This is a genomic window from Ruegeria sp. AL2 (genome assembly GCF_056540845.1).
Map to the genome: position 1 here is coordinate 39,270 of NZ_JBQFXM010000014.1, position 24,554 is coordinate 63,823.

The window sequence follows — 24,554 nt, forward strand, 5'->3', positions numbered from 1 at the left end:
AAACGATCAGCGAGTTGACTGCAACTCAGCTGAGACTTACGGGGAAGACCACACACCATGTGGGATCGCCCACCGCTCTTTTCCTCCCGGATTGTTCTCGCTTGCAAAAGCTGTTGGCTCGAAGTGGCAAGTCTGTCTGCCGTTGAACCTGGTTGCAGCTTCGCAAGAAGTGGTTGCGCCCTTCAATTCGGGGAAACCTATGACAGAGGTTAGGGCGGCTCACCCAAGATTCCGACACATATGCAACTTGAAACGACGCTCACGGTTACTCGAAACAGGTGTTAGCGAGAACAAGTAAAGGGCATGAATGTGGCTCCTTCTACAGTTTCAATACCAGTTTACCCGACTTGGCCCGCGAAACGCATGTGCACAGGAACTCATGCGTTTCCTGCTCTTGCGGGGTAAGTATACCGTCGCGATGATCGACTTCGCCGGAAACGACATCCACGATACATGTTCCGCAAAGCCCTTCGGAGCAGCCGAAATCAACCTGCACACCATTGGATTGCAAAACCTCCAGAATGGATTGGTCCTTGCCAACGGGATAGATCGCACCGGTCGACTGGATCTCGATCTGGAAATCGGCGTTCGGGGCGTGTTCAATGTCCGACGCGGCGGCGAACCGTTCAAAGTGTATCGCGCCGCCGCGCAGCAAGGCACCAGCCTCCAGTACCGCATTCAGCATCGGTTCAGGGCCGCAGGTATAAACGTCTGCGCCCATCGGCATCGATTGCATGACCGATCTCAGGTCGAACACCCCGTCTGTGTTATCACAATGCAAATGATACCATTCATCCAGTCCAAGCGCCCGGAATTGTGCATCCATCGCCGCGTATTCTTTTGATCGAACAAGATAATAGACACGAAAATCCTGCCCTCGGTTCAGCAGCTCACGTGCCATTGCAACCAGTGGAGTGGCCCCGATGCCGCCTGCGATCAAAGTGACGTGCCGATCATGGCTTTCAAGTTTGAAGTGGTTGCGGGGGCCGCCGATTTCCACGGTCGCGCCCTCTTCGAGGTCATGCATCGCCAGTGACCCGCCTCGCCCCTTGTCTTCGCGTTTGACGGCCACGTTGATCAGGCGTCCATCCTGGCTCCAGCTCCACAGCGAGTATTGCCGTATCAGACCGTCTTCAAGATGGATGTCTACATGCGCTCCGGGCTCGAGGCTGGTGAAGCGCCCGCTTTCGATCTCGAAACAGAAGTCAGAGGTGTCGGGGCTGAGCGGTGTTTTTCGCACAAGGCGGGCAACTTGAGTATCCATCACTTGTCCTGTTCGGTCTCACGCGGCGCACATTCCGGGTCGTTCAGCAAACAACAGGAAAAAAGATAGATTTCAATTGCAAAATTTCTAACATTCGGATGAATTGAACTCACCTAGAGTTCAATAGCCAACAAACCTCCATGTCTCGACGCCACTACAACCTTCCCCCTCTTACGACTTTATCGGCCTTTGAAGCCGCCGCTCGGCATCTCAGCTTCAAGGAAGCCGCGAGTGAGCTTTCCGTGACGCCGGGTGCCGTCAGTCATCAGATTAAGGCGCTGGAAGGTGAACTGGGCGCGACCCTTTTTGTCCGGAAACACCGCGGTGTGGAACTGACCGAGGATGGGCAAGACCTGTTTGAGGCACTCGGCGCTTCGTTCAGGCAGATTTCAAAGGTACTTGAAAAGATTCGCAGCAACGATGTCGAGAACCACGTAACCGTTGGGTCAACCACTGCCGTCGCCGCACTTTGGCTGTCGCCGTCTGTCATCCGGTTCTGGCAAGATTATCCGCACGTGAAAGTGAACCAGATGGCGCAGGACAAGGCGTTCACGGACCGGCCGGATATCGACTTGTTCATCCGCTATGGCCGGGACGCGAACGCGCAACTCACGCACACGAAACTGTATCGCGATATCCTGACACCCGTTTGCAGCCCCCAGATGGCCGCGGACCTTAAAGGGGCCAGCCTTGAAGACCTCGTGCAGCGGCGGCTGATCCATCTTGAAACGCAGGACAGTACCTGGACGACCTGGTCATCCTGGTTCCACGACCTCGGGTTTTCTGGGGTTGTTCCCGTGGAATCGCGGGTGAACAGCTATGCGCTTGCCCTTCAGGTGGCGCGTAAAGGGGCGGGTCTTGCGCTGGGGTGGAAACGTCTGGTCCAGCCCATGCTCGCATCAGGGAAACTCGTTGCATTAGAGGAATTCAGCCTGCCCGCCCCGGATAATTTCTATCTTGTCGGTCGTCCGGACGATCAGCTTTCGGAAGGAGCGCTGGCTCTCAAGAATTGGTTGCTTAACGAACTGTCTGAAGGTTCGGTTTAGCCTGCCTCAATTTGCCATTAGGTTTTTTAGTATTGAACGTGGGCGGCCTCGGCCGCCAATGGATGCAGCGATAAACTCATTCAAATCACTCAGGAGTGGCCGATGAACAAGCACGCACCGCTTTCGTCTGTTCTGACACCGGTAAACACCGCAAAGGGTCTGCCGAACGAGCATTATATTGATCCCGCAGTTTTTGCCGAAGAACGGGATGCGGTCTTGTTTGCGAACTGGTCCGGCATCGGCTTTGGCAAAGACATTCCAGAGGCGGGAGATGCGTATCCGATCGATTTCCTGGGTGTGCCGCTGTTGATGGTACGCGATCGCGACGGTCAGATCGGCGTGTTCCAGAACACCTGTCGCCATCGCGGCATGATTTTGGTCGACAAGCCGCAAAAAATCCGCGGCGCGATCCGCTGCCCCTATCACAGCTGGTGCTATGGCCTGAATGGTGAACTGCGGACTGCCCCTCATGTCGGTGGCCCTGGGCAAAACACCCATGAGGATCTAGATTTCGCCGAGTTGGGCCTTATCCGCATCCGCTCGTATGTCTGGCGGGATGTTGTCTTTGTCAATGTCAGCGGCGATGCTCCGGAATTCGAAAATGTCCATGGCGAGTTGATGGAACGCTGGAAAGAATTCGATCAACCAATGTATCACGGTGGCGCTGGCGCATCGGTTTATCTTGAGTTGAACTCGAACTGGAAACTGGCTGTTGAGAACTACTGCGAGAGCTATCACCTGCCTTGGGTTCATCCCGGCCTGAACAGCTATTCGCGTCTGGAAGATCACTACAACATCAACGAACTGGGCAAGTATTCGGGTCAGGGCACCTATGTCTACCGCCAGTTCGAGGGTCACGATGGCGAAAAGCTGGATGATTTCGAGAACCTGAGTGAGCAGTGGACTGACGGCGCGGAATATATCGTCGTTTACCCGAATACCCTGCTGGGTGTTCAGCGTGACCACGGCTTTGCTTTCCTCATCGATCCGATCACACATGAGCGTTCGAACGAACGGATTGAGCTCTACTACGCCAAAAAACCCGAAGACGCGCCCGAACACGAAGCACTGCGTGCCAAGAACGCGCAACTGTGGAAGACGGTGTTCGAGGAAGACGTCTTTGTGGTTGAAGGCATGCAGAAAGGCCGTCACGGCGTGAAATTCGATGGCGGTCGTTTCTCGCCCGCGATGGACGGCCCGACCCATTGTTTTCACCATTGGGTGGCCACGCAGATCGAAAAAGCCCGCGCTGAAGCGTAAGCAATCCTGAAAAGTCGATCTGGTTAGGCCTGACTGACCAGATCGCGGGTCGGTTGCAAACACTATAGACGGGACGGCGTTGCCTTCTTTTCTTTAGTATTGGGCAGCCGGTGTGAATTCGCTGAAAGGATCACAGTGGATCTGAACGAACTCGATAAACAACTCTTGCGAGCCCATGCGGAAAAAGATGTACCCGCATTGATCCGGCTTTATCACGAAGCGGCGATTCTGGCCGAACAACGTCAGGATCATGAAGCCTCGTGTTTTTACCTGACCCACGCATTTGTGTTTGCGTTGGAATATGGCGCGCCGGAAGCAGATGAGTTGAACCTAAAGCTGTTTGAACGTGGCCGCGCACACCGATTGACGTTCTGACGAATTCGTTTGCTTAAGCGTATTGCGCCGTCAGGCATTCTCCAAATTTGAGTTTAGCTGACTTCATTCGATCTCGAATTTTGTCGACATTGTCGATGGGTCAGTCTTCATGAAAGAACAAGCGCGAACGAAAACGCGCGAGATAGCCAAAATGCGAAACGAAGCTCAGGCCGTGGTCATCGGCGGAGGAGTGATCGGGTGCTCGATCCTGTATCATTTGACCAAACTGGGATGGTCCGATGTAGTTCTGTTGGAGCGGAACGAGCTGACCTCGGGGTCAACATGGCACGCAGCCGCCAACATTCACGGATTGCACGACAGTACCAATATCAGCCGCATCCAGCATTACACGATGAGCCTGTATAAAGCGCTGGAAGCTGAAACCGGTCAAAGCTGCGGCGTATTCCAGCCTGGCTCGCTATACCTGGCCCAGACAGAAGAGCGCGAACATCAGCTGAAGCTACAGGCCGCAAAGGCCAGACTGTATGGCATGAACTTCTATGAGATCAGCATCGAAGAAGCTCAAAAGCTGAACCCGCTGGTCAATTACGACGGCATCCGTTGCGTGATGTTCGAACCCGATGGCGGCAATGTGGACCCGTCGGGCGTGACCAACGCCTATGCGGTCGGCGCACGTCAACGCGGGGCGCAGATTCACCGTTTCACGCCGGTCACTGCAACCGAGCAGCAGGAGGATGGCAGCTGGATCGTCAGAACGCCAAAAGGTGACATCAGGACACGCTGGGTGGTGAACGCAGCGGGCCTGTGGGGGCGCGAGGTTGCGGCACTGGCCGGAATCGAACTGCCGCTGCAACCTACAGAGCACCAGTATTTCGTAACCGAATCCATGGCTGATGTGAAAAGCCACGGCACCCGTCTGCCATCTGTGTCAGACCGGGATGGCGAGTATTACCTGCGTCAGGAAGGCAACGGCCTGCTGGTCGGCGCTTATGAGAAAGATATGAGGTTCTGGGCCGAAAAAGGCACGCCGCTGGATTTTGCCCACGATCTGTTCCCTGATGATCTGGAACGGATCGAAGAGAACATGATGAACGCCATCGAACGCCTGCCTGCGGTTGGTGAAGCCGGGATCAAGCGTGTCATCAACGGCCCGATGATCTGGTCGCCGGATTCAAATGTTCTGATGGGGCCGGTGCCTGAGGTCGACGGCTATTTCTGCTGCAACGGGATCATCCCCGGCTTCTCGCAATCGGGCGGCATGGGCCTGATGGCGGCGCAGTGGATCATCGAGGGTGAAATGGAATACGACATGTTCGCCTGGGATCTGGCGCGTTTTGACAGCTGGGCCACCAAGGCGTTCACCAAAGCGCGCGTGGCAGATCAATACAGTCATAGGTTCGCGATCCATTTCCCCAATGAAGAACGCAGCGCCGGTCGTCCCGCACGGGTTCGCCCGATCTATGAGGCGCAGAAAGCCATGGGTGCGGTTTTTGGCCTGAACGCCGGTTGGGAACATCCGCTGTGGTTTGCCGCAACGCCCGGCACCAAAGACACCAACGGCTTTACCCGTCAGAACTGGTGGGGACCGGTAGGTGAAGAATGCAGGATGTTGCGCGACCGTGCCGGGATCATCGATATCTCGAACTTCGCCAAGTATCTCTGCAAGGGTCCGGGTGCGGCAGACTGGTTGAACGCCGTCTTTGCCAATACCATGCCCAAAACCGTCGGCAGATCCTGCCTGACCCCGCTGATCTCGAAACGCGGCGGTATTGCAGGCGACTTTACAGTTACCCGCGTGGCTGATGACGAGTTCTGGGTGATTGGCTCGGGCATGGCAGAGCGGTATCACAAGCGCTTCTTCAAACAGGTTCCGCTGCCTGAGGGCACCACTTTCGAAAGCAAAACCGAAACGATGTGCGGCTTTAACGTGGCCGGCCCCAAGTCCCGCGACATCCTGCAACTTCTGACCAACACATCGCTCGCAACCGAAGATTTCCCGTTCATGCGGTCCGCCAAGATCGAGCTGGCGGGAGTTCAGGTTCTTGCCCTGCGCGTCTCCTTTACTGGCGACCTGGGGTGGGAGCTGCATTGCGCCACCCAAGATCAAGCACGACTGTACAATGCCTTGATTGAGGCAGGCAAAGAGTTCGGGGCTGGCCCTGTTGGCAGCCGGGCACTGATGTCTATGCGGGTCGAAAAGGGCTATGGGTCTTGGAGCCGCGAATACAGCCCGGAGTACTGGCCGCATGAAGTGGGTCTTGATCGCCTCTGCAAATTCGAAAAGGACTTCCTCAACAAAGCGGCTGCGCAGAAAGTGTTGCAGAACCCGGCCCGGGAACACCTGGTAGTTCTACACCTGAACGAAGCGGATGTGACAGCATCTAACGCGGATGCAACAGGTGGCGAGCCGATCTTCAAGAACGGTGAAGGGATCGGCCGGGTGACCTCGGGCACCTATGGCTACACCGTCGGAATGTCGTTGGCCTTGGGATATGTGAAAAATGCCCAGCTAGGTGATGAGGTCGAGGTTATGGTTCTGGGGCGACCGCACAGGGCCACAATCCTGCATGAACCGCCCTTTGATGCCGCGGGAAAAGCGCTTAGGGCTTAAAACCGCAATAGCTCAAGGCCTTGTCCTTCGGGGTATTCCGTCACCTCTGCCGGGATGATCGCCAATCCATCCGCTTGCGCAAGCAAAGCAACACGACCACTGTAGGACGGCTCCATCAGACGCAATCGGGGCTGTCCGTCCGGTGTGTAACCGTCAATCTGAACTGGGCGATATTCCTGTCGGCCTGCGGTACGGTACAAAGGTTCCGACAGAACTGCTTGTACGGCTGCGTGCGGTGTGTGGTGCAGACCGGCGCGGCGCGCCATCATCTGCGATCCGATTATCTGCCAGGTCACAAAAGCAGAAACCGGGTTGCCCGGCAGGCCGATGTAAAGTGCACCGCCACGCCGACCGAACATGATGGGCTTACCCGGTTTCATTGCGACTTTCATCACATCCGTCACGCCACCGATCCCAGTGAACAGACGCGGCATATGATCCTCATCGCCGACAGAAACACCACCGGTCGTGATGATCAGGTCAGAGGTTTCAGTCGCGTCCAGCAAGACCTGTTTCAAAAGCGCGGGGTCATCTTCAACCGGCCCCCGGTCCGTGAGTTCAATCCAGGGCTTCTGCAACAGCGCAAGCAGCATGTAACGGTTCGAGTTATAGATCTGCCCCGGGCCAAGGGGCTCACCCGGTTGGCGCAACTCACTGCCGGTTGAAAAGATCGAAACCTTCAGCTTGCGGAGAACCACGACCTCGCCACACCCGGCGGATGCAAGGGCTGCCACCTCGCGCGGGCCAATCTCGCAGCCGCGCCGCAGGATCGGCGCTCCGGCATGAAGGTCTTCACCGGCGCGCCGGATATGTTGTCCGGGCTTTGGACGGCGGCTGAAGCGAATTTGCCCCTCAACAACATCACAATCTTCCTGCATGACGATGGCGTCGTAATCAGAAGGAACAGGCGCTCCGGTAAAAATCCTCAGTGCACTGCCCGCAGGTGCAGCATGAGACCCGCTGTCCCCCGCCGCGATGCGACCCTCCACCGGCATCTGGAACAGGTCGTCATCGCCAAGATCTGCGGTTCGAACCGCATAACCATCCATTGCCGAATTGTCGAAAGCGGGCATATCGACCTTGCTGAAACAGTCGCGGGCCAATATTCGCCCTATTGCAGCGGCCAAAGGCAGCGTTTCCGTTTCTGTAATCGGATCAGCAGCGGACAGGCCACGGTGCAGGGCCTCATCCACGCTCAGATACATATGCGCGTGTCGATCACAGCCGCATCCATCAGCCATATCCAGCCTCCAACTCTGCGAACATATCTTCCACCCATTCTAAGGTGGGCTAGGTTCGCTCAACCGACACGACATCCGCGGTACTGTCATTGACATAGGTCACGTGTCACCGTGTGGCGCGCTTCGAAACCACGGGTTGGCTGGCTAATCGCGACTTAGTATACAGTGGCTTCTCGGATGGCTCTCAGGCCGGGATCAGCTCTTCCTGATATGCAAACAGCGCCGGTTGCCCACCCGTATGCAACAGCACAACCTTCTGACCCTGTTGAATGGTGCCGTTTTCACGTAATTCCAACAAACCCGCAAATGTTTTGGCCGAGTAGACCGGATCCAGAAAAATACCCTCGGCGCGCGCCATCAGTGCAAGCGCCTTCCGTGTGGACGGGCCAATCCGCCCATATCCAGGAGGTAATGCGCCGTCCCATGTGAGGATGTCTTTCATGACCAGAGCCGGGTCAAACTCCATCATACCCGCCAACCGTTCCAATACCTTTTGCAACCGCGCATGTTGCTGGCGACGGTCGCGGCGAACGCAGATGCCGTAAACAGGTGCCGTGTTGCCAGTCAGACGCAGCCCGGCCAGAAACCCGCCGTGGGTCGAACCGCTGCCGGATGGCACCACTGCGACGTCGAAATCGGCGATCTGATCCAGTAGTTCGGCAGCCCCGGCCACATAACCCAACGCCCCCAAGGGCGGATGATCGATGCCCAAGTGAATTACATATGGCTTTCGGTCTTCAGCGATCAGCTGATCTGCCCGCAAGTGAAGGGCATTGTCGGCCCCGGCCTCGTCTTCTCCGGTATGGTAGTGCATGTGCTCGGCACCCAGAATCCGGGCCAGAAGAACATTCCCCGAGGAATAATAGTGCTCTCCCATATCGGGCACGCGCTCTTCCAATTGAAGCACGGCCTCCATCCCAAGCTTCGACGCAGCCATGGCAGCCGTGCGCACGAAATTGGACTGCACAGCTCCGGTGATCAGAATGGTGTCTGCCCCCTGTTTCTGTGCCTCACCCATATAGAACTCAAGCTGCCGGGTTTTGTTGCCGCCAAAGCTCAACCCTGTCAGATCATCCCGTTTGATCCACAGTTCCAGACCAAGCTGGTCGGACAGACGATCAAGCCGTTCGACCGGCGTGGCAGCTGTCATCAGTCTCGCGCGGGGATAACCGGCTAGTTTCTGTTCAATCGTCATGTCTGCGTTCCATCACCTCACCCATTCAGGATCGCGCCGAATAGGGCATATCCAGCAAGAATAGTAAGGATAGTGGTTGCCGAAAAGATCGCAGACCGGAAATGGCCAGTTTACTGCCCAGAGAAACAGCCACATGGCTCTATTTCTCGCTCGGGTCGCTTTCCGCGTAATTCCGTAATACATCCATGTCTGCAATTTCCGCGTGGTTTCGGTTGATCTTCACCCCGACTGGTTTCAACCTCGAAAACGCTCGGCTCAGGCTTTCGGGTTTCATCCCCAGACGTCCGGCGATCAGCATCTTGTCATACGGCAGTTCAACTTCGCACTGGCCGGCATCGCTATCACACAGATTCAGCAGGAATTCTGCGACACGCTGCGCACCTGTCTGGGCCTTGAGCTGTTCGAGCTGCGCCACAAGGGAATGCAGGTGCGTGAATGTGGCCGCCAGAATCGACACGCAGATTTCCGGATCTTGCTTCATCAGCGACAGCAGCACCGGACTTGGAATGTGCATGATCTCGCAGGGAGATACCGCCTCGGCCGAAACGGGATAGGGCACATTGCGCAGCGCAACGGCTTCACCAAAGCTCTCACCGCGCGTGAAAACACTCACCACGGCTTCGGCACCGGTCGGGGAAATGCGAAACAGCTTGACCCAACCAACCAGTACAACATGTACGGCCCTGGCTTCTTCCTCTTGCAGAAAGATTGTCTCGCCCCGGTCGTATTGCCGCCAGACGGCCTGACGCAGCAGAGTATCGACATGTTGCTCTGGCAGGCTTCGCAAGAGCAGTGACTGCCGTGCAACTATCTTTTGTGCCTCGTGTGACAAGAAGGCAGCCCCTTATTCGTCCGTTCCGGGAACACCCCCGGATGATCAACCCCGTGACATGCTATGCCAAAGCCAGCGCGGGGGTGCCACCCTTTTCTCGGTCTCCAACTTGACTATTGTCATGTAAGGGCGCGAACCACTGGCATAGGTTCAACGAAATTTCAGTTATCCGGGGAGCACGCCAGATGGACTTCGAGCGATTTTTCAGCCACAGCCTCGACACTTTGAAAGACGAAGGCAACTACCGGATTTTCATCGACCTGCAACGCCGCTGTGGCGCGTTTCCGAACGCGCGCCAAACCGACGGACCGGTCCAGCGGGATGTGCGGATCTGGTGCTCCAATGACTATCTGGGCATGGGGCAGCACCCTTCGGTGATCTCTGCCATGCACGACGCTCTGGATCGCTGTGGAGCAGGCGCTGGCGGTACGCGCAATATCTCGGGCACCACGCATGATCACGTTTTGCTTGAGGCTGAGCTGGCCGATCTGCACGGGAAAGAAGCGGCGTTGCTGTTCACCTCAGGATATGTGTCGAACTGGGCTGCTTTGGGGACATTGGCCGCGCGAATTCCCGGGCTGATCGTGTTTTCTGATGCGCTCAACCACGCCTCGATGATCGAAGGTATCCGGCATTCGCGTGCCCAGAAGGTGATTTGGAAACATAACGACCTGGCGGATTTGGACGCCAAACTGGCCGCAGCTGATCCCAACGCACCCAAGATGATCGCCTTTGAATCGGTTTATTCCATGGATGGCGATATCGCCCCCATCAAGGAAATCTGCGATCTGGCGGACAAGTACGGCGCGATGACCTATCTGGACGAGGTTCATGCCGTCGGCCTTTACGGCCCGCACGGGGGCGGAATTGCCGAACGCGAAGGATTGATGGATCGCCTGACGGTCATCGAAGGCACGTTGGGCAAAGCGTTCGGCGTGGTTGGTGGGTATATCGCAGCCTCAGCCGCGCTGTGTGATTTTGTCCGCAGCTTTGCCAGTGGCTTCATCTTCACCACTGCCCTACCCCCATCGATTGCAGCCGGCGCCGCCGCATCGATCCGGCATTTGAAGCATTCAAGTGCCGAGCGTGAATTGCAAAAAACCCGTGTGGCGCAGGTACGCGCCCTTTTGGATGCAGAAGGCATTCCGCATTTGACCAACCCCAGCCATATCATCCCGGTGATGGTTGGCGACCCGGTGAAGTGCAAATTCATTTCGGACACGCTGCTTGAGGAGTTTGGCATCTACATTCAGCCGATCAACTATCCAACAGTTCCAAAAGGAACCGAGCGCCTGCGGATCACACCGTCACCCGTTCATACGGACGAGGATATCGATCATCTGGTGGGCGCATTGTCGGCGCTGTGGCAGCGCTGTCAGATCGCGCGGATGCCAATGGCCGCACAATAACCTAAGCGTCCCTTTGCTTGGTAACCTGCCGCCCCTTTTGGGGCGGCTTTTTTCAGATCAGGTAAAGTGCGAAGATCACGGCAGAGAACCCCGTCAAAACTATGGTGAAACCCCGCAGCCAGCCCGGGCTTTCAGCCAGGTCCAGATATCGGGCCAGGATCACACGGGCTTTGATCAAGGCAAGGAGCAGGATACCACCTGCAATGAGTTCGCCAGGCGTTTTCATCAGGGTTAAAAGCGTTGAGGCCAGACTGAGTGCCAGAAGCACCAGCCATGCGCTGGTGAGTGAGTTCGGACGCCTCCGGAGGGAGTATTTAGCAAAAGATGAAATTGCCGACATCTTGGTTATCCCAGAAGATAAATAACGGGAAACAGCAGGATCCAGACCAGGTCAACCATGTGCCAGAACTGTGCGCCCGCCTCGATGTTACGAGGATCATCGCGCCACGCGACCAGCAGCAGAATGCCCACCCCGGCCAGAACATGCGCCGCGTGAAACCCCGTCAACAGGTAGTAGAACATGAAAAACGGGTGGGTTTCATAGGTAATGCCTTGCCCCGCCTTTCCAGCGTATTCCACGCTTTTGACAACCAGGAATGCAATCCCAAGTACAGCCGCACCTGTCAGGGCCAGCCTGGCCTTGAACCGGAATGCTGCGCGGCGCCAGTTCAGGGCCTGTGCGGCCAGATAACCAGATGTGACCAGTATTGCAGTATTGAAGGCTGCCCCTGTTCGATAAAGATGCGACTGCGCCTCGGCAAAGCCTGCAGGGTCGGTCAGGCGAACGCCCATGAACGCGATCAGCCCGGCACCAAAAACCAGCAGCTCACTGATAATCAGAACCCACATCAGCAATTCGCCCGGAAGCTCGTCGATGAAAGAAGTTTCGCTCATGCTCCGACCAGTTGGCGGTAGATCTGCGGTAGGGCCATGGTCAAGCGGTGTGGGTCAGGAATAACCGCAAACCCACCCTGTCCGAACATGCGCGGGAACCAGCTTTTGCCGGTTTTGTCGATGGTGACGCCAAAAACCGATTGCCCGGCGCGGCGTGCCTCGCGCACGGCCATGCAGGTGTCTTCAATACCGTGGCGCCCTTCGTAATGGTCAAGGTCATTGGGTTTGCCATCGGTGATCACCAGCAACAGGCGGCGTTTGCGGGTCTGGCTTGCCAAATCCTTTGAACAGTGGCGGATCGCGGCCCCAAGCCGTGTGTAATGACCGGGTCGCAGCGATGCGATACGTTGTTCAACTCTGGCGCCCATAGGCTCATCAAACCGTTTGCATCGCTGGATATAGACGCGCTGACGTTTCAGCGAACTGAAGGCATGAATGGCGAAATCGTCGCCGCAGGCGTTCAGGCCCCAGGCCAAAGCGGCCAGAGCTTCACGTTCAATGTCGATCACGGCGCGACCGGTTACGGCACTTTCAGTGGAACGGCTGACATCCAGCAGGATCGAGACTGCCAGGTCGCGCGCCTCGGGGCGGGATTGTTGCCAAATGCGGTCGTTGCTTTCGCCACTGGCCATGCGGTCAGTTTCGGCACGCACGGCGGCTTCGATATCCAGCTGGTCACCGTCCAGATGGCCGCGTGTCATCACACGACCGGGGCGCAGCGCCTCGAACTGGCGTTTGACCGCGCGGATGCGGCGGGCGGTGGCAGGGTCCTTGCCGAAGGCGGCAGCGTCGTCGCGGATATCCGCATCCGACAGCAGGACGTTGACGTGATCTGGCAGATACCGGCCCGAGCGCACGTCCCATTCGGGGTAGAGGATGCGACCGGACAGACGCTCGCGATTCACATCCTCGGGTGCCAGATCAAGGTGCAGCTTCAGCCGCGTTGGGGGGGCTTTTGATATCTGACCAAGGCCAATCTCTTCCTGATCATCGGCCGCTTTCTTGGCGTTGTCGGGATCGTCATCGTCGATGCGGCGGTTGATGTTCAGGAACTCGGCCCAGCTGAGGATGGCTTCGAACTTGTGCAGGATGAAACTGTCGCTGCGCTCGGCTTGATCCGATTTGCGACGGCGGGCGCGGTGGGTTTTCTCACCGGATTCCTCGGGCGGACCTTCGGTTTCGGGGTTTTCCACCTCGTTATGTTCGGAAAAGCCAACCGCGCGCAGTTCGGGCCATAGGGGAACCGGGCGCATAGGCTGATAGCCGCGGGGGGCGATCAGGTCCTCGTCCAGTGTCAGAAGCTGCTCGGCTTTCGCCGACAGCGGTTGAGGGTCACACAGCCTATGTTGGATAAGTTCTTCGACTGCCGCCTCAACCGGTGGCAGGTTGGGGATATCGCGCTGATGCAGCACGCCCTTGCAAAGCTCGGTGTAAAGCGGACGCAGGCCGGGGGCGTCGTCCAGGGTCGCATCAACCATGCTCTGTGCGGCGATCAGTGCGCGCAAGTCGGCGCGCAGCGGATCGTCTTCATCAATTCGCGTTCCGGCATGGGCAGCCGCAGCGGCCAGCCAGACATACAGCGCGCCGTTTGCTTCGCGGGCTGGAAAAACCGCCAGCCGGTCCGGTAGGCGCAGAACTTCACCGTCGAACGAGGCGCGTGGCATCAGTTCTGCCTCTGTCGCCAGACGACGACGCCAACCCAGACGGTGGTGTGAAACCTCGGGCGAGACCGGGCGCAACTCTACGCCCGGACCACCGCCCAGCCCTCGAAAGAGGACGGCCAGCCGCCCCGCGACCTCAGAGAGGTCGACCGCGGCTCCATCGTGCACCAGGGGTGCATCGAGGCGGCTGGCAAGGGTGTGCCACAGTTTCCCGATCGTTTCTTCGGGTTCCCATGGCTCAAAATCGATCTTGACCATCGGCCGGCCTCACCCAAAGACAGCCGTAACAAGATCGAGGAGCCCGCGTTTGATATCCTCGTCATCTGTCAGAGGTTCGATCATGGCGGCAAGGATGGCGCGGTCGGTGGACATGCCTTGTGCGATCAGTGTCGCGGCATAAACAACCAGTCGGGTGGAAACGCCTTCCTCAAGATCCTGACCCTTGAGCCCGCGCAGCTTTCCCGCCAGCCGCACCAGCGGCTTGCAACGTTCCAGCGGCAGACCGCTTTCCTGTGCAACCACTTCGGCTTCCATCTGCGCGGACGGGAAATCGAACTCCAAAGAGATGAAGCGTTGCCGAGTCGAAGGTTTCAGGGTTTTCAGGATATTCTGGTAACCGGGGTTGTACGACGCCACCAGCATGAAGCCAGGTGCGGCCTCAAGCTCTTCGCCGGTGCGGTCGATTGGCAGGATGCGCCGGTCATCGGTCAGCGGGTGCAGAACGACAGTGACGTCTTTACGGGCCTCGACCACCTCGTCGAGGTAGCAAATCGCCCCTTCGCGCACTGCGCGGGTGAGCGGGCCATCGACCCAGACGGTTTCCCCGCCTTTCAGCAGATAACGGCCAATCAGGTCGGCAGCCGCCAGATCATCATGGCAGGCGACGGTATAAAGCGGGCGGCCAAGTTTTGCGGCCATGTGGGCCACAAAGCGGGTCTTTCCGCAGCCCGTCGGACCTTTCAGCAGAACTGGCAAGTCGTTGTTATAAGCCGCGGTGAACACATCGCATTCATCGCCTTGGGGCAGGTAGAAGGGGGCGTTTGCCGCCCCCTCTTTCAGTTTTATGGAGCCATCCATATCCATTACTCCGCGGGGGTTTCAGCGGCGCCGGGTTCAATAACTTCTTTCCGGGGAACCCAGATCGAATAGATGAACAGCAGCGCACCAAGGACCACGACGATACCGGAACCCAGACGCATCCAGTAGAAGATTGCGATCTGGTCTTGTACGTCCATGAAGTAATCTCCGACCACACGTTGCATGTGCGTCTGCACGGTTCCGCCGAAGGTCAGCACGAAGGTCATAAAGACCATACCGCTGGTCATCAGCCAGAACGATCCCATGTTCAGCACCTGATTGTAAGGATCACGGTTCTTGAGGATCGGCATCGCATAGCTGAAGATCGCCAGGTTGAGGCAGACATAGGCACCGTAGAAGGCCAGGTGACCGTGGGCCGCAGTGATCTGTGTGCCGTGGGTATAATAGTTCACCCCGTGCAGCGTATGCAGGAAGCCCCAGACGCCGGCACCAAAGAAGGCAAGCGTTGCACATCCCAGAGACCATAGCAGAGCGGCCTTGTTGGGATGGTCACGACGGCCCTTCCAGACCATGACGAAGGCAAAGGCCATCATTGCGAAGAACGGGATCACCTCGAGGCTTGAGAAGATCGACCCAATCCACTGCCAGTAACCGGGGGTACCGATCCAATAGTAGTGGTGACCTGTTCCAAGAATGCCCGAGAACAGCGCGGCGGCGACAATGACATAGAGCCATTTTTCAACCACCTCACGGTCCACACCAGTCAGCTTCAGCATCAGGTAGGCCAGAATTGAGGCCATGATCAGTTCCCACACACCTTCGACCCACAGGTGGACAACATACCACCAGTATTGCTTGTCCAGGGACAGGTTGCCCGGGTTGTAGAAGGCAAACAGGAACAGCAGCGCCAGACCCCACAGGCCCAACAACAGGATATTGGTGATTGCAGTCTTCTTGCCCTTCAGAACGGTCATCGACACGTTGTAAAGGAACATCAGCGCGGCGACGACGATACCGGCCTTGACCCATTTGGGTTGCTCAAGGAACTCGCGCCCTTCTTTGCCCAGCAGCCAGTTGCCTTCGAACAGGTTGAAGACATAGGTCAGAACCACGCCCAACGTACCGACCACAAGGATGATCAGCTGCAGATACGCCAACTTGGGCGAATGGATTTCACGCTCGGCTTCTTCCGGAATAAGGAAGTAGGCTGCACCGAAGAAGCCCAGTATCAACCAGACGATCAGCGCGTTGGTGTGCAGCATCCGCACGATGTTGAACGGCAGAAGCTCGCTCAGGAAGTTCGGGAATACATAGATGAAGCCGGCCAGCAGGCCGCCGATCACCTGTATCGCGAACAGTGCCATGGCTACCGCAAAGTAGGCATAGGCGATTTTTTGGGATTCGTATTTCATTGCTCCATTCCCCTTCTCAGCCAGCCTCGTTGGGCGGCCAGTCCTGAGCGTCGATATTGTCCGTCCAGATCAGGAAGTTGGTCAGATCCCGGATCTCTTCGTCGCTGAGGTTGAATTGCGGCATCTGCCGACGACCGGGAATGCCGGTGGGTTGTGCCTCCATCCAGCCCTTGAGAGATTCAAAGGCCGATTCCGGGTCGTCCAACACGCCCCAACGTGTCATCACATTGCCGACCTCAGGGGCAAAGTACGCCCCTTCGCCAAGGATCGTGTGGCAGTTGATACAGGCGTGTTTTTCCCAAACATGTTTACCCCGAACCACACTTTCGTCGAGCTTCGCGGCATTTTCAGAATTGACGATATACAGGTGTGAATGGGCTGATAGAGCCAGAAAGATGAGGATGAAGAACAGTGACCCGCCATAGAAAATATTGCGAGCCATGCTCTTTGTCATGACTTCTCGCATCGCGCTCTCCTTTGCGCAGATTAGCTAGTGCAGGCAACATGACGTGCAGGTCACAGGGCTGCCTTAACGAAAGTCAAGACTTCTAAAGTATCCTCAGGAACGAGATCAGACATCCGCAAACAGCGAAAATAACGAAATGACCTTGGGATTGCCTTTAAATCTGAGGCAATTGTGAACACTTTCGCGTCGACTTTTTGACATGAAGGACCTATTCAACCACCTGAGAAAAAGGTGAAAAATTCCGTTTCAATGATTGATGGGTGAAAATGGCGAACTATTCCTATATCGGTTATACCCCTGGTGTAATCACGGTGAATACGATTGGGCCGGACACGGTTACGTTGGATGTCAATTTTGATCCCGACACGGATCGACGTTTGTTTAGTGTGACTGACGCAGCTGGTGGTTTTATTCAAAACGGAGGTGGAGCACCTGTTGTCGATACAGGGGATGTTTTCAACGGTGACCGCTTTGACGACGAAGACGGCGATGACCTGACGCAGACCGGTACTATCACCACCCTCGATGGTTCGACCACCTTTTTGAGTGGCTCAATATACCTGGAAGAATCCTACATTCTGTCCAAACCAGGCGGAGGCACAATTACTGTATATCGCGTCGAAGTTGACGGCGTATTGGGCGGCTATATTACCTCTGAACCTCTTGTGCCCGGTACGACCTACTCGATGAACATCGTGAATGTCACGCCGACCAATGCGCCCGACACAACTGACCCTGCTGCCATTATTGACGTGCCGTGCTTTGCTGCCGGAACACTTATCATGACGCCAGAAGGTCCGATACCCATCGAGGATCTGAAGGTGGGTGACATGGTCGTCACTGCCGACAATGGACCGCAACACATACGTTGGATCGGGACGCGAAACCTATCGCATGAAGAGCTGGTGAAAAAACCCAAGCTGCTACCAATCCTCATCAAGGCCGGGGCCTTGGGGTGTGACTTGCCAAAACGCGACCTGCTTGTTTCGCCACAGCACCGCATACTGGTTCGATCCCGAATCGCCGTCAGAATGTTCGACGCAGAGGAAATCCTGGTCCCCGCTCGTATTCTTGTCGCCAGCCCTGGTATCAGCGTTGCAGATGACACCGTGTCAGTCACATATCTCCATCTTTTGTTCGACCGCCATGAAATCATCTACGCAGAAGGTGCCCCGTCAGAAAGCCTTTTTGTCGGCGCACAGGCTCTGTCCAGCGTTCCCCCAGAAGCAAGGGCAGAAATCTTCGACCTGTTTCCGGAACTAGAGACCCCAATGTACGTTCCTCAAGCTGTGCGGCACATACCTGAAAACGGAAGACGCGCTCGTGCGCTCGTGTCCCGCCATGTAAAGAACGAACGCCCCTTGATATTCTGAATAGTAATACGCGGTTAAGGTTCCGTGTCAGCCGTGCTTCGCTGCGCGCGGGCCTGTCAGCGCGGGCCACATGGCAAACAGGTACAACCCGATTGCGGCAATCCATAACCCGTCAGCCGTCAGCATGGCCGTCATATATCCACCTGCCAGCCCGGACCCCAACCAGCGGACCAAAGCCGCCGCCGCCATCAGCCCGTATCCGACCGCCATTGGCGACGGTGCAACAAGGGGCCGGCCGCTGTGGCCAAGGGCGGCGCGGCTCATGACGGCAAGGGTCATGCCACCAACGCACCCGATCCCCAAAATGTGAAGCGCGCCGATCTCATTACCATATCCGATGACGGCAGACCCCCACAGCAACAACCCAAGGGCCAGCATCATCAGGCCCAGGTGCAAAGCAATCAGGATCGGCTGCCGCAGCGCCCAACCCGCTCTCCACCGTGCCATGCGCATCAGTTGGGCGCCGCCCAGCAGCAACGCGCAGATACCCGCCAAGGAAACACTGCCCAAGGTCAGCACCAACAACGGCAGCATAAGGGCAAGCGCCATCACGGCCTTTTCCAGCACCGCGTTTGAAACCGGCCACAAGGCTTCGGGCACACCGTCGCGTTTCATTGCATTGCGCGTAAAGGCCGGTGTGATACGCCCCCCCAGTATCGCTATCATTGAACACAAGGTCAGTAGCCCTGCACGAACTCCGGTATTCAGCGTGTCTGTGGTGAGTCCAATCCATTCCAGATGAACCATCAGGTTGGCCAACCATACCAAACTCAGAAGATACAGAAATATCATGTTCTGTGGCTTGGGCCTGCGTACCAGCTGGCTGGCAATTTTCAGGACAAGAATTGGAACAAAGCTCAGATCGATAATTGCGACGGTAGTCGGAGAGAGCGACCCTGATAACCACACAGCCAGCCGCCCCGCCATCCAGATCAGCGCTACGACCGTGACAAAACGCGCCCGCACTTCGGGCGTCCCGGTCCAGTTCGGAACTGCCGTCAGAAAGAACCCACCCAGCGCTGCTGTTGCGTAGCCAAAAATCATCTCATGGGCATGCCACATGACCGGGGGCATTCCATAACTTTGCTCGTCATAAGGTAAAAGCCCATCCAGTGAGGCCAGCCAAATACCCCAGGCGACACCAGCAAATACGCCATAAAGACCGGCGGAAAGGAAAAATACCCGAAATCCTTCGCTGAAAATGCGCGATATTGCAGATGACATGCCTGCTCTCCATGGCCCATCTCGTCCTTCAACAAGCAGTACCGTCCGACGGGATTGGGGCACTTAACCGAAATCAAGACATCAAAAACATGTGCGAAAAAAACAGGTTTTATTGCTGAAATCTGCACCTGGTTTTTGTCCAAAGAGCGAAGTTAACGCCGCGCCCGTTGACTTTGGTCAAGGATGACAATCCCGTGATGGATCAGTCTCCGCATTGCCTCACCACGCAAATGGAGAGTGATCATGTCACTTGGAATCAGCTACAACAAGACCGGCCGCGCTTTTGGGGTCGGATTGGCAATGTTGTTGGGCAGCGTCGCTGCTCCAGCTTTTGCCGACGAGCCAACACTTAGCGACGAAGCCTTTGAAGCTTCGAAACAACTGTACTTTGAACAATGTGCAGGCTGCCACGGGGTTTTGCGCAAAGGCGCTACCGGTAAAAACCTGGAGCCGCATTGGAAGAAGACCGCAGCCGACGGCACCGTAACCGAAGGCGGCACCCTGAAACTGGGTCAGGAACGCCTTGAGAAAATCATCGCCTGGGGAACTGAAGGCGGGATGAACAACTTCTCGGACATCATGTCCGAGCAGGAAATCAAGGATATGGCGACCTACATCATGATGGAGGCCCCAAAGCCGCCTGAAATGTCGCTGGAACAGATGAAGGCAACCCGCAAGGTTTACGTCGAAGAAGCAGACTACCCGACCGAGCCGCTTCACGGCCGCAACTGGGAAAACTTCTTTGTCGTCATCGAACGCGATGTGGGCAAGGTTGCCGTCATCGACGGTGACACGAAAGAAGTGCTGACGCATATTCCGACCGGCTATGCCGTGCACGTCCTGAAGGCTTCGGAACATCACAACATCACCGAACCCGAAACACCTGGACGTTTCTGGTACACAATGGGCCGTGACGGCAAGATGACCAAGATCGACCTCTGGCAAACGCCGGACAAGATGCTGGTTTCGGAAGTCAAGATCGCCTATGACGCGCGCGATGTCGCCGTGTCCGGTGACGGCAAATACGTCATCGGTGGTGGGTACTGGCCGCCTCACTTTGCGATCGTTGATGCGCAGACCATGGAGCCGGTCAAAGTCGTTTCGACCCGTGGCACAAACGTAGATGGTGAGTATGTGGAAGAAGCCCGTGTGGCCGCTATCTACACCACGCCGAACGAACCCACCTGGATCGTTGCCGTGAAAGAGCTGGGTCAGCTTTGGCAGGTTGACTACACCGACCTCGACAACTTGCGGATTGACAAGATCAACTCGGCCAAGTTCCTGCATGACGGGTTCTTCGACCCGACAGGCCGGTACTTCCAGATCGCGGCAAACGCATCGAACAAGATGGTCGTTGTCGATACCGAAACGCACAAGCTTGAGGCTATGATCGACACCGCTGCCCTGCCGCACCCCGGCCCGGGCGCGAACTGGATTGACCCGAACTGCGGACCTGTGGCGGGCACAACCCATCTGGGTGTCGGTACCGTGACAGTCTGGGGCAACGACCCAGAAGGCCACCCGGATCAGGCGTGGAAAACCTGTTACGAGGTGGAAACCGACGGCCCCGGCCTGTTTGTCCGCACCCACCCGAACTCGGATTACATCTGGGCTGATCAGACCAAACACCCCGAGCCGGAAATTCAACAATCGGTTCAGGTCATCTCGAAAGAGACCGGCGAGATCGTGAAAACCATCCAGATCACCGAAGACGAAGGCAGCGCCGCTGTTCACTTCGAATTCAACGCCGATGGTACCGAGGTCTGGGTTTCCAAGTGGAACCTGTCGGACTCGAAGGAACCCAACGGTCAGATTGTGATCTTCGACGCCAAGACATTGGAAGAGATCGGTCGGATTGACGGGCTTTACGCGCCAACCGGCAAGTTCAATGTCCACAACCGGTCGAACCACGTCACCTGAGGGGTTCGCAACCTAAACCGGAAAGGGCGGGCCCCTCGCCCGCCCTTTCCTCGTTTGACAGATCCGCCAAACTCACCGGCCTGCCACCCAAGGCCAGACAAGACAGCCAAAACGGAGCCCGGATATGACTTCCGAACCGGATAAGAAAAAACCGATCTGGCGCCGGTATTTCCTGTGGGGAATGCCCGTGGCCGGTATTGCTGCGGCTTTCGCCGCCGGCATCATCTTCTGGGGTGGGTTCAACACCGCCATGGAAGCCACGAATACCAAGGAATTCTGTGTCTCGTGCCACGAGATGCGAGATTTTGTTTATGCGGAATACCAGGGCACGATCCACGACGTGAACCGGTCGGGCGTTGGTGCGGTCTGCTCGGACTGTCACGTGCCCAAGGACTGGACCCACAAAATCATCCGCAAAATAAAAGCCTCGAAAGAGCTTTATGGAAAGATGGTCGGCACCATCAACACCCGAGAGAAATTCGAAGCCAAGCGCATTCATCTTGCCATGAATGAGTGGGAGAGGATGAAATCAACGGACTCGCGTGAATGTCGAAACTGCCATGACTTTGAATCGATGATGCCTGAATTCCAGCGTCCGCGTGCACGTCAGCAGCACCTGAACGCAATGGAAACCGGTCAGACATGTATCGACTGCCACAAGGGCATTGCACACTCGAACATCCGAGACCGCGCATCCGACGAATATCTGGAAGAGCTTGAAGCGCCAAATCCGGCCTTCATTCGACCAATTCCGCCAGAATACCTTGCCAGCCTTGAACGGATCGAAGCCAAGGAAGCTGCCGAGGCCGAGGCTGAGAAAGCTGCAAAGAAAGCCCAGCAGGAGGCCGTTCAGGCCCAGATTGCGGCAGCAGTTGACGCCGCTGTCGCGGAAGAGCGGGCAGCGGCTGCAACCGATGGTTCGGCAACACCTGCCAGCAGTGAAAGCGGCGATGTCGGTGCCAACATCGACTGGAATGCGGTGGCCAGTGCGGACTTGAAACTGTTCTATCCAGGCCAGGCGTCGTTTGAATGGGTGCAGAACGGAAAAACCCATGGCGGGGCCCGTCCGCTGACCAAAGGTGGCGATCAATGTTCGACCTGTCATGCCAAGGAACTGGATGCGATTGGTAACAAGATCGTTGCCGGTGGCGAGTTGGAACCCACTCCGATCCCCGGCAAACGCGGTGTGATCGACGCAACCGTTCAGGCGGCACATGATGACGAAAACCTGTACATCCGTCTGCAATGGCCGGATGCGGGGCACAACCCTGCTCCGTTTGTCGATGGCGGCAAAATGGATCCTGAAAACCAGATCAAGGTCGCTATGATGATCACCGGAACCGGCATCGAGCTGGGCGATCAGGTCGGGTGCTGGGCGTCGTGCCACGCCGACAACACCTATATGCCCTTTGCGCCTGAGGCGGATGCAATTGCCGCAAACGGGGATGTTTCCGGTCGCCTGACCGCTCAGGACACCGTGACCAAGTACCTCAGCGAAAGCCGCACCGAGATCGAAATCAAAGGCAGGGGCGGCAAGGCTTTGGGCGGTTGGGACAAGTTGCAGGCCGCAGAACAGATCGAACAGTATCTGGCTGATGGCACCTATCTTGACCTGATGCGTGTCTACGCGGACGGCAGCGCTACAAATGGCTATCTGCTGGAACAGCGTGTGGTCAATGATGGTGAGATCGCGGCCTCGGCAAACCTGTCAGGTGGCGTGTGGACTGTTGTCTTCACACGTCCGCTGAACTCGGGCGCGCCGGGCGACATTCCACTGGAGGCAGGCCGGACCTATACCGTCGGTTTTGCCATTCATGACGATTTCGCCAACGCAAGGTTCCATCACGTGACGCTGAACACCAGCCTTGCGCTGGATGATGACAGCGCGCTTATCAACGTGGTCAAGCAATAACAGTTTGGGGCCGGTTCACCCGGCCCCAAAACACCTTGGAAAGGAGACATGGACCATGAAACCCCACCGCCTTCTTCCCGCGCTGCTGCTTCTTGCCGCGCCAGCCTGGTCAGATGAAACCGCCGAAATCTGTGCTGAAGCCGAAGAGCGTTATGTCGAGCTGTTCGGACACCCCTCGGCCTCGGTCGAGGACGCCAAGGTGGTTTTGATGTACAACTACAATTTCTGCCCGTTCGAACTGACCGTAAAGGCAGGTACAACTGTCCGATGGGTGAACGTCGACAAGCGCACCAGCCACAGTGTGTTGCTCAAAGATGGCAGCGAACCCGAAAGCGACCGGCTGTTCCCGGAAGAAACGGTTGAAATAACCTTCCTGACACCGGGCCCTCAGGATTATCTCTGCGGGCCCCATTGGGAGACACAGAACATGATCGGGATGATCACTGTCGAGCCCTGATCTGAGCTATTCCTACAGGCTGAAAACGGAGCGCGGGCGCAAATCCCGCGCTCCTTAACTTATGTCAAGGAGGTTGGTTTTCGATTGCGCCAATCTGCCCTCATGACACGCCCGGCCTACCCAGCAACGTCCCGCAAAAGCATTGGGCTCGCGCAGGAAACCCCGGGTTTCGAAGACATTCAGACCCAGCGAGTTTGAACATGAGCGGTAAGGTTTTTCTGATAGGTGCAGGCCCCGGCGACCCTGAACTAATGACGCTGCGTGCCCTGCGAATGCTGCAGGAAGCAGATGTGGTGGTCTATGACAGACTGGTGTCTGCCGACATCCTGAATCTGCACGCCGAAGGCGCGCGGCTGATCCCTGTTGGGAAAGCGCCCAAATGCCACACCGTCCCACAGGACCGGATCAACGAAATCCTTCTGGAAGAGGCCAGCGCAGGTCACACGGTCGCCCGTCTGAAAGGTGGCGATCCGATGATCTTTGGCCGCGGCTCGGAAGAAGCCGCTTATCTGATGGCCCATGGCGTGGCGGTCGAATACGCACCGGGGATAACGGCGGCGCAGGGCGCGTCCTGCTCGACCGGCGTGCCGCTGACCCATCGCGGTCTGGCCACCTCGGTTCAATATGTCACCGGACACCGGCAGGCAGACAAAGTGCTGGATCTGGACTGGAAACGCCTGGCCGACCCGGACACGACCTTGGTGGTCTATATGGGTGTGGCCAACATCGGCCAGATCGCCATGGGGCTGATGACCGAAAACCTGCCGGGATCGACGCCGGTTCTGGCCATCGGAAATGCAACGACACCTGATGAAAGCCGCCTGGTTTCACGGCTGGACCAATTGGCCAACGACGTGCGCACCTCCGGGCTGAAGGCGCCAACGCTTTTCATCATCGGCAAGGTTGTTTCACTTTATGCCGAACAGCCCGTGGCGGACATTCTGGAACGGGCCCATGGCTAAGCTGGGGTGCAGAAAACATGTGCCGTGCCCCGCGCCGAACA

At 56.9% G+C, this 24,554-nt stretch carries 21 protein-coding genes; 10 read left to right on the forward strand and 11 right to left on the reverse strand.

The genetic code is table 11. The features are described from left to right. Positions 1-319 precede the first annotated feature (319 nt). Positions 320-1,264, reverse strand: coding sequence for a PDR/VanB family oxidoreductase (locus ACR0ID_RS15615; protein ID WP_480606826.1), 945 nt, complete (start codon positions 1,262-1,264; stop codon positions 320-322). A 140-nt stretch (positions 1,265-1,404) separates the two neighbouring features. On the opposite strand from ACR0ID_RS15615, the gene ACR0ID_RS15620 reads away from it, so the two are divergent. The 4 genes from ACR0ID_RS15620 to ACR0ID_RS15635 all read left to right on the forward strand — a co-directional run bounded on the left by ACR0ID_RS15620 (position 1,405) and on the right by ACR0ID_RS15635 (position 6,517). Continuing rightward, positions 1,405-2,310, forward strand: coding sequence for a LysR substrate-binding domain-containing protein (locus tag ACR0ID_RS15620; protein ID WP_480520514.1), 906 nt, complete (start codon positions 1,405-1,407; stop codon positions 2,308-2,310). 102 nt (positions 2,311-2,412) lie between these two features. Continuing rightward, positions 2,413-3,570 carry an aromatic ring-hydroxylating oxygenase subunit alpha gene (locus ACR0ID_RS15625; RefSeq protein WP_480477339.1) on the forward strand — a complete coding sequence of 386 codons (1,158 nt, stop codon included), beginning with the start codon at positions 2,413-2,415 and terminating at the stop codon, positions 3,568-3,570. A gap of 135 nt (positions 3,571-3,705) precedes the next feature. Continuing rightward, on the forward strand, positions 3,706-3,945 hold the full coding sequence (locus ACR0ID_RS15630; RefSeq protein WP_480520512.1) for a hypothetical protein: 240 nt from the start codon (positions 3,706-3,708) through the stop codon (positions 3,943-3,945). 151 nt (positions 3,946-4,096) lie between these two features. After that, complete coding sequence (locus ACR0ID_RS15635) at positions 4,097-6,517, forward strand: GcvT family protein (protein WP_480606828.1); 2,421 nt, start codon at positions 4,097-4,099, stop codon at positions 6,515-6,517. Here ACR0ID_RS15635 and ACR0ID_RS15640 read toward each other — a convergent pair. From ACR0ID_RS15640 to ACR0ID_RS15650, 3 genes are all read right to left on the reverse strand, one after another. Next, complete coding sequence (locus ACR0ID_RS15640; RefSeq protein ID WP_480606831.1) at positions 6,514-7,758, reverse strand: molybdopterin molybdotransferase MoeA; 1,245 nt, start codon at positions 7,756-7,758, stop codon at positions 6,514-6,516. The genes ACR0ID_RS15635 and ACR0ID_RS15640 overlap by 4 nt on opposite strands. Before the next feature lie 184 nt (positions 7,759-7,942). Beyond that, complete coding sequence (locus ACR0ID_RS15645; RefSeq protein ID WP_480606834.1) at positions 7,943-8,953, reverse strand: D-cysteine desulfhydrase family protein; 1,011 nt, start codon at positions 8,951-8,953, stop codon at positions 7,943-7,945. A gap of 139 nt (positions 8,954-9,092) precedes the next feature. Next, positions 9,093-9,785 carry a Crp/Fnr family transcriptional regulator gene (locus ACR0ID_RS15650; protein ID WP_480606836.1) on the reverse strand — a complete coding sequence of 231 codons (693 nt, stop codon included), beginning with the start codon at positions 9,783-9,785 and terminating at the stop codon, positions 9,093-9,095. A gap of 185 nt (positions 9,786-9,970) precedes the next feature. Here ACR0ID_RS15650 and hemA point away from each other — a divergent pair, with 185 nt between their 5' ends. Beyond that, a complete protein-coding gene (hemA, locus tag ACR0ID_RS15655; protein WP_480555367.1) occupies positions 9,971-11,194 on the forward strand; it encodes a 5-aminolevulinate synthase in 1,224 nt (407 codons plus the stop codon). Positions 11,195-11,246: 52 nt separating this feature from the next. Here the strand turns inward: hemA and ACR0ID_RS15660 are convergent, their stop codons facing one another. Genes ACR0ID_RS15660 through ACR0ID_RS15685 form a run of 6 tightly spaced genes read right to left on the reverse strand, consistent with a single transcriptional unit; the run spans position 11,247 to position 16,665 of the window. After that, complete coding sequence (locus tag ACR0ID_RS15660) at positions 11,247-11,534, reverse strand: cytochrome C oxidase subunit IV family protein (RefSeq protein WP_480606839.1); 288 nt, start codon at positions 11,532-11,534, stop codon at positions 11,247-11,249. A gap of 5 nt (positions 11,535-11,539) precedes the next feature. After that, positions 11,540-12,088, reverse strand: a complete 549-nt coding sequence (locus tag ACR0ID_RS15665) for a cytochrome c oxidase subunit 3 (RefSeq protein WP_480477355.1) — start codon at positions 12,086-12,088, stop codon at positions 11,540-11,542. Further along, positions 12,085-14,007 carry a nitric oxide reductase activation protein NorD gene (locus ACR0ID_RS15670; protein ID WP_480606841.1) on the reverse strand — a complete coding sequence of 641 codons (1,923 nt, stop codon included), beginning with the start codon at positions 14,005-14,007 and terminating at the stop codon, positions 12,085-12,087. The genes ACR0ID_RS15665 and ACR0ID_RS15670 overlap by 4 nt, the downstream gene beginning before the upstream one ends. Before the next feature lie 9 nt (positions 14,008-14,016). Then, entirely contained in the window at positions 14,017-14,826 is an 810-nt protein-coding gene (locus ACR0ID_RS15675) for an AAA family ATPase (protein WP_480477359.1), read from the reverse strand. A 5-nt stretch (positions 14,827-14,831) separates the two neighbouring features. Further along, entirely contained in the window at positions 14,832-16,199 is a 1,368-nt protein-coding gene (locus tag ACR0ID_RS15680) for a cbb3-type cytochrome c oxidase subunit I (RefSeq protein ID WP_480477361.1), read from the reverse strand. A 16-nt stretch (positions 16,200-16,215) separates the two neighbouring features. Beyond that, on the reverse strand, positions 16,216-16,665 hold the full coding sequence (locus tag ACR0ID_RS15685; protein ID WP_209597154.1) for a c-type cytochrome: 450 nt from the start codon (positions 16,663-16,665) through the stop codon (positions 16,216-16,218). A gap of 266 nt (positions 16,666-16,931) precedes the next feature. Between ACR0ID_RS15685 and ACR0ID_RS15690 the strand changes: the two genes are divergently transcribed. After that, positions 16,932-18,038 (forward strand): Hint domain-containing protein, encoded by a 1,107-nt coding sequence (locus tag ACR0ID_RS15690; RefSeq protein ID WP_480606844.1) that lies wholly within the window; start codon positions 16,932-16,934, stop codon positions 18,036-18,038. 27 nt (positions 18,039-18,065) lie between these two features. On the opposite strand, the gene ACR0ID_RS15695 is transcribed toward ACR0ID_RS15690, so the two are convergent. Then, positions 18,066-19,262 carry an NnrS family protein gene (locus ACR0ID_RS15695; RefSeq protein WP_480477365.1) on the reverse strand — a complete coding sequence of 399 codons (1,197 nt, stop codon included), beginning with the start codon at positions 19,260-19,262 and terminating at the stop codon, positions 18,066-18,068. A 243-nt stretch (positions 19,263-19,505) separates the two neighbouring features. On the opposite strand from ACR0ID_RS15695, the gene ACR0ID_RS15700 reads away from it, so the two are divergent. The 4 genes from ACR0ID_RS15700 to cobA all read left to right on the forward strand — a co-directional run bounded on the left by ACR0ID_RS15700 (position 19,506) and on the right by cobA (position 24,513). Further along, positions 19,506-21,182 carry a cytochrome D1 domain-containing protein gene (locus tag ACR0ID_RS15700; RefSeq protein ID WP_480484314.1) on the forward strand — a complete coding sequence of 559 codons (1,677 nt, stop codon included), beginning with the start codon at positions 19,506-19,508 and terminating at the stop codon, positions 21,180-21,182. 124 nt (positions 21,183-21,306) lie between these two features. Further along, positions 21,307-23,094, forward strand: coding sequence for a NapC/NirT family cytochrome c (locus ACR0ID_RS15705; protein WP_480606846.1), 1,788 nt, complete (start codon positions 21,307-21,309; stop codon positions 23,092-23,094). Between the two features lie 55 nt (positions 23,095-23,149). Next, entirely contained in the window at positions 23,150-23,551 is a 402-nt protein-coding gene (locus ACR0ID_RS15710; RefSeq protein ID WP_480520494.1) for a cupredoxin domain-containing protein, read from the forward strand. Between the two features lie 200 nt (positions 23,552-23,751). Continuing rightward, on the forward strand, positions 23,752-24,513 hold the full coding sequence (gene cobA, locus ACR0ID_RS15715) for a uroporphyrinogen-III C-methyltransferase (RefSeq protein ID WP_480555371.1): 762 nt from the start codon (positions 23,752-23,754) through the stop codon (positions 24,511-24,513). Positions 24,514-24,554 lie beyond the last annotated feature (41 nt).

Coding starts and splice junctions, on each gene's coding strand:
- ACR0ID_RS15615 (WP_480606826.1), bottom strand. CDS start 1,264: ATGGATACTCAAGTTGCCCGCCTTGTGCGAAAAACACCGCTCAGCCCC.
- ACR0ID_RS15620 (WP_480520514.1), top strand. CDS start 1,405: ATGTCTCGACGCCACTACAACCTTCCCCCTCTTACGACTTTATCGGCC.
- ACR0ID_RS15625 (WP_480477339.1), top strand. CDS start 2,413: ATGAACAAGCACGCACCGCTTTCGTCTGTTCTGACACCGGTAAACACC.
- ACR0ID_RS15635 (WP_480606828.1), top strand. CDS start 4,097: ATGCGAAACGAAGCTCAGGCCGTGGTCATCGGCGGAGGAGTGATCGGG.
- ACR0ID_RS15640 (WP_480606831.1), bottom strand. CDS start 7,758: ATGGCTGATGGATGCGGCTGTGATCGACACGCGCATATGTATCTGAGC.
- ACR0ID_RS15645 (WP_480606834.1), bottom strand. CDS start 8,953: ATGACGATTGAACAGAAACTAGCCGGTTATCCCCGCGCGAGACTGATG.
- hemA (WP_480555367.1), top strand. CDS start 9,971: ATGGACTTCGAGCGATTTTTCAGCCACAGCCTCGACACTTTGAAAGAC.
- ACR0ID_RS15660 (WP_480606839.1), bottom strand. CDS start 11,534: ATGTCGGCAATTTCATCTTTTGCTAAATACTCCCTCCGGAGGCGTCCG.
- ACR0ID_RS15665 (WP_480477355.1), bottom strand. CDS start 12,088: ATGAGCGAAACTTCTTTCATCGACGAGCTTCCGGGCGAATTGCTGATG.
- ACR0ID_RS15670 (WP_480606841.1), bottom strand. CDS start 14,007: ATGGTCAAGATCGATTTTGAGCCATGGGAACCCGAAGAAACGATCGGG.
- ACR0ID_RS15675 (WP_480477359.1), bottom strand. CDS start 14,826: ATGGATGGCTCCATAAAACTGAAAGAGGGGGCGGCAAACGCCCCCTTC.
- ACR0ID_RS15680 (WP_480477361.1), bottom strand. CDS start 16,199: ATGAAATACGAATCCCAAAAAATCGCCTATGCCTACTTTGCGGTAGCC.
- ACR0ID_RS15685 (WP_209597154.1), bottom strand. CDS start 16,665: ATGCGAGAAGTCATGACAAAGAGCATGGCTCGCAATATTTTCTATGGC.
- ACR0ID_RS15690 (WP_480606844.1), top strand. CDS start 16,932: ATGGCGAACTATTCCTATATCGGTTATACCCCTGGTGTAATCACGGTG.
- ACR0ID_RS15695 (WP_480477365.1), bottom strand. CDS start 19,262: ATGTCATCTGCAATATCGCGCATTTTCAGCGAAGGATTTCGGGTATTT.
- ACR0ID_RS15700 (WP_480484314.1), top strand. CDS start 19,506: ATGTCACTTGGAATCAGCTACAACAAGACCGGCCGCGCTTTTGGGGTC.
- ACR0ID_RS15705 (WP_480606846.1), top strand. CDS start 21,307: ATGACTTCCGAACCGGATAAGAAAAAACCGATCTGGCGCCGGTATTTC.
- ACR0ID_RS15710 (WP_480520494.1), top strand. CDS start 23,150: ATGAAACCCCACCGCCTTCTTCCCGCGCTGCTGCTTCTTGCCGCGCCA.
- cobA (WP_480555371.1), top strand. CDS start 23,752: ATGAGCGGTAAGGTTTTTCTGATAGGTGCAGGCCCCGGCGACCCTGAA.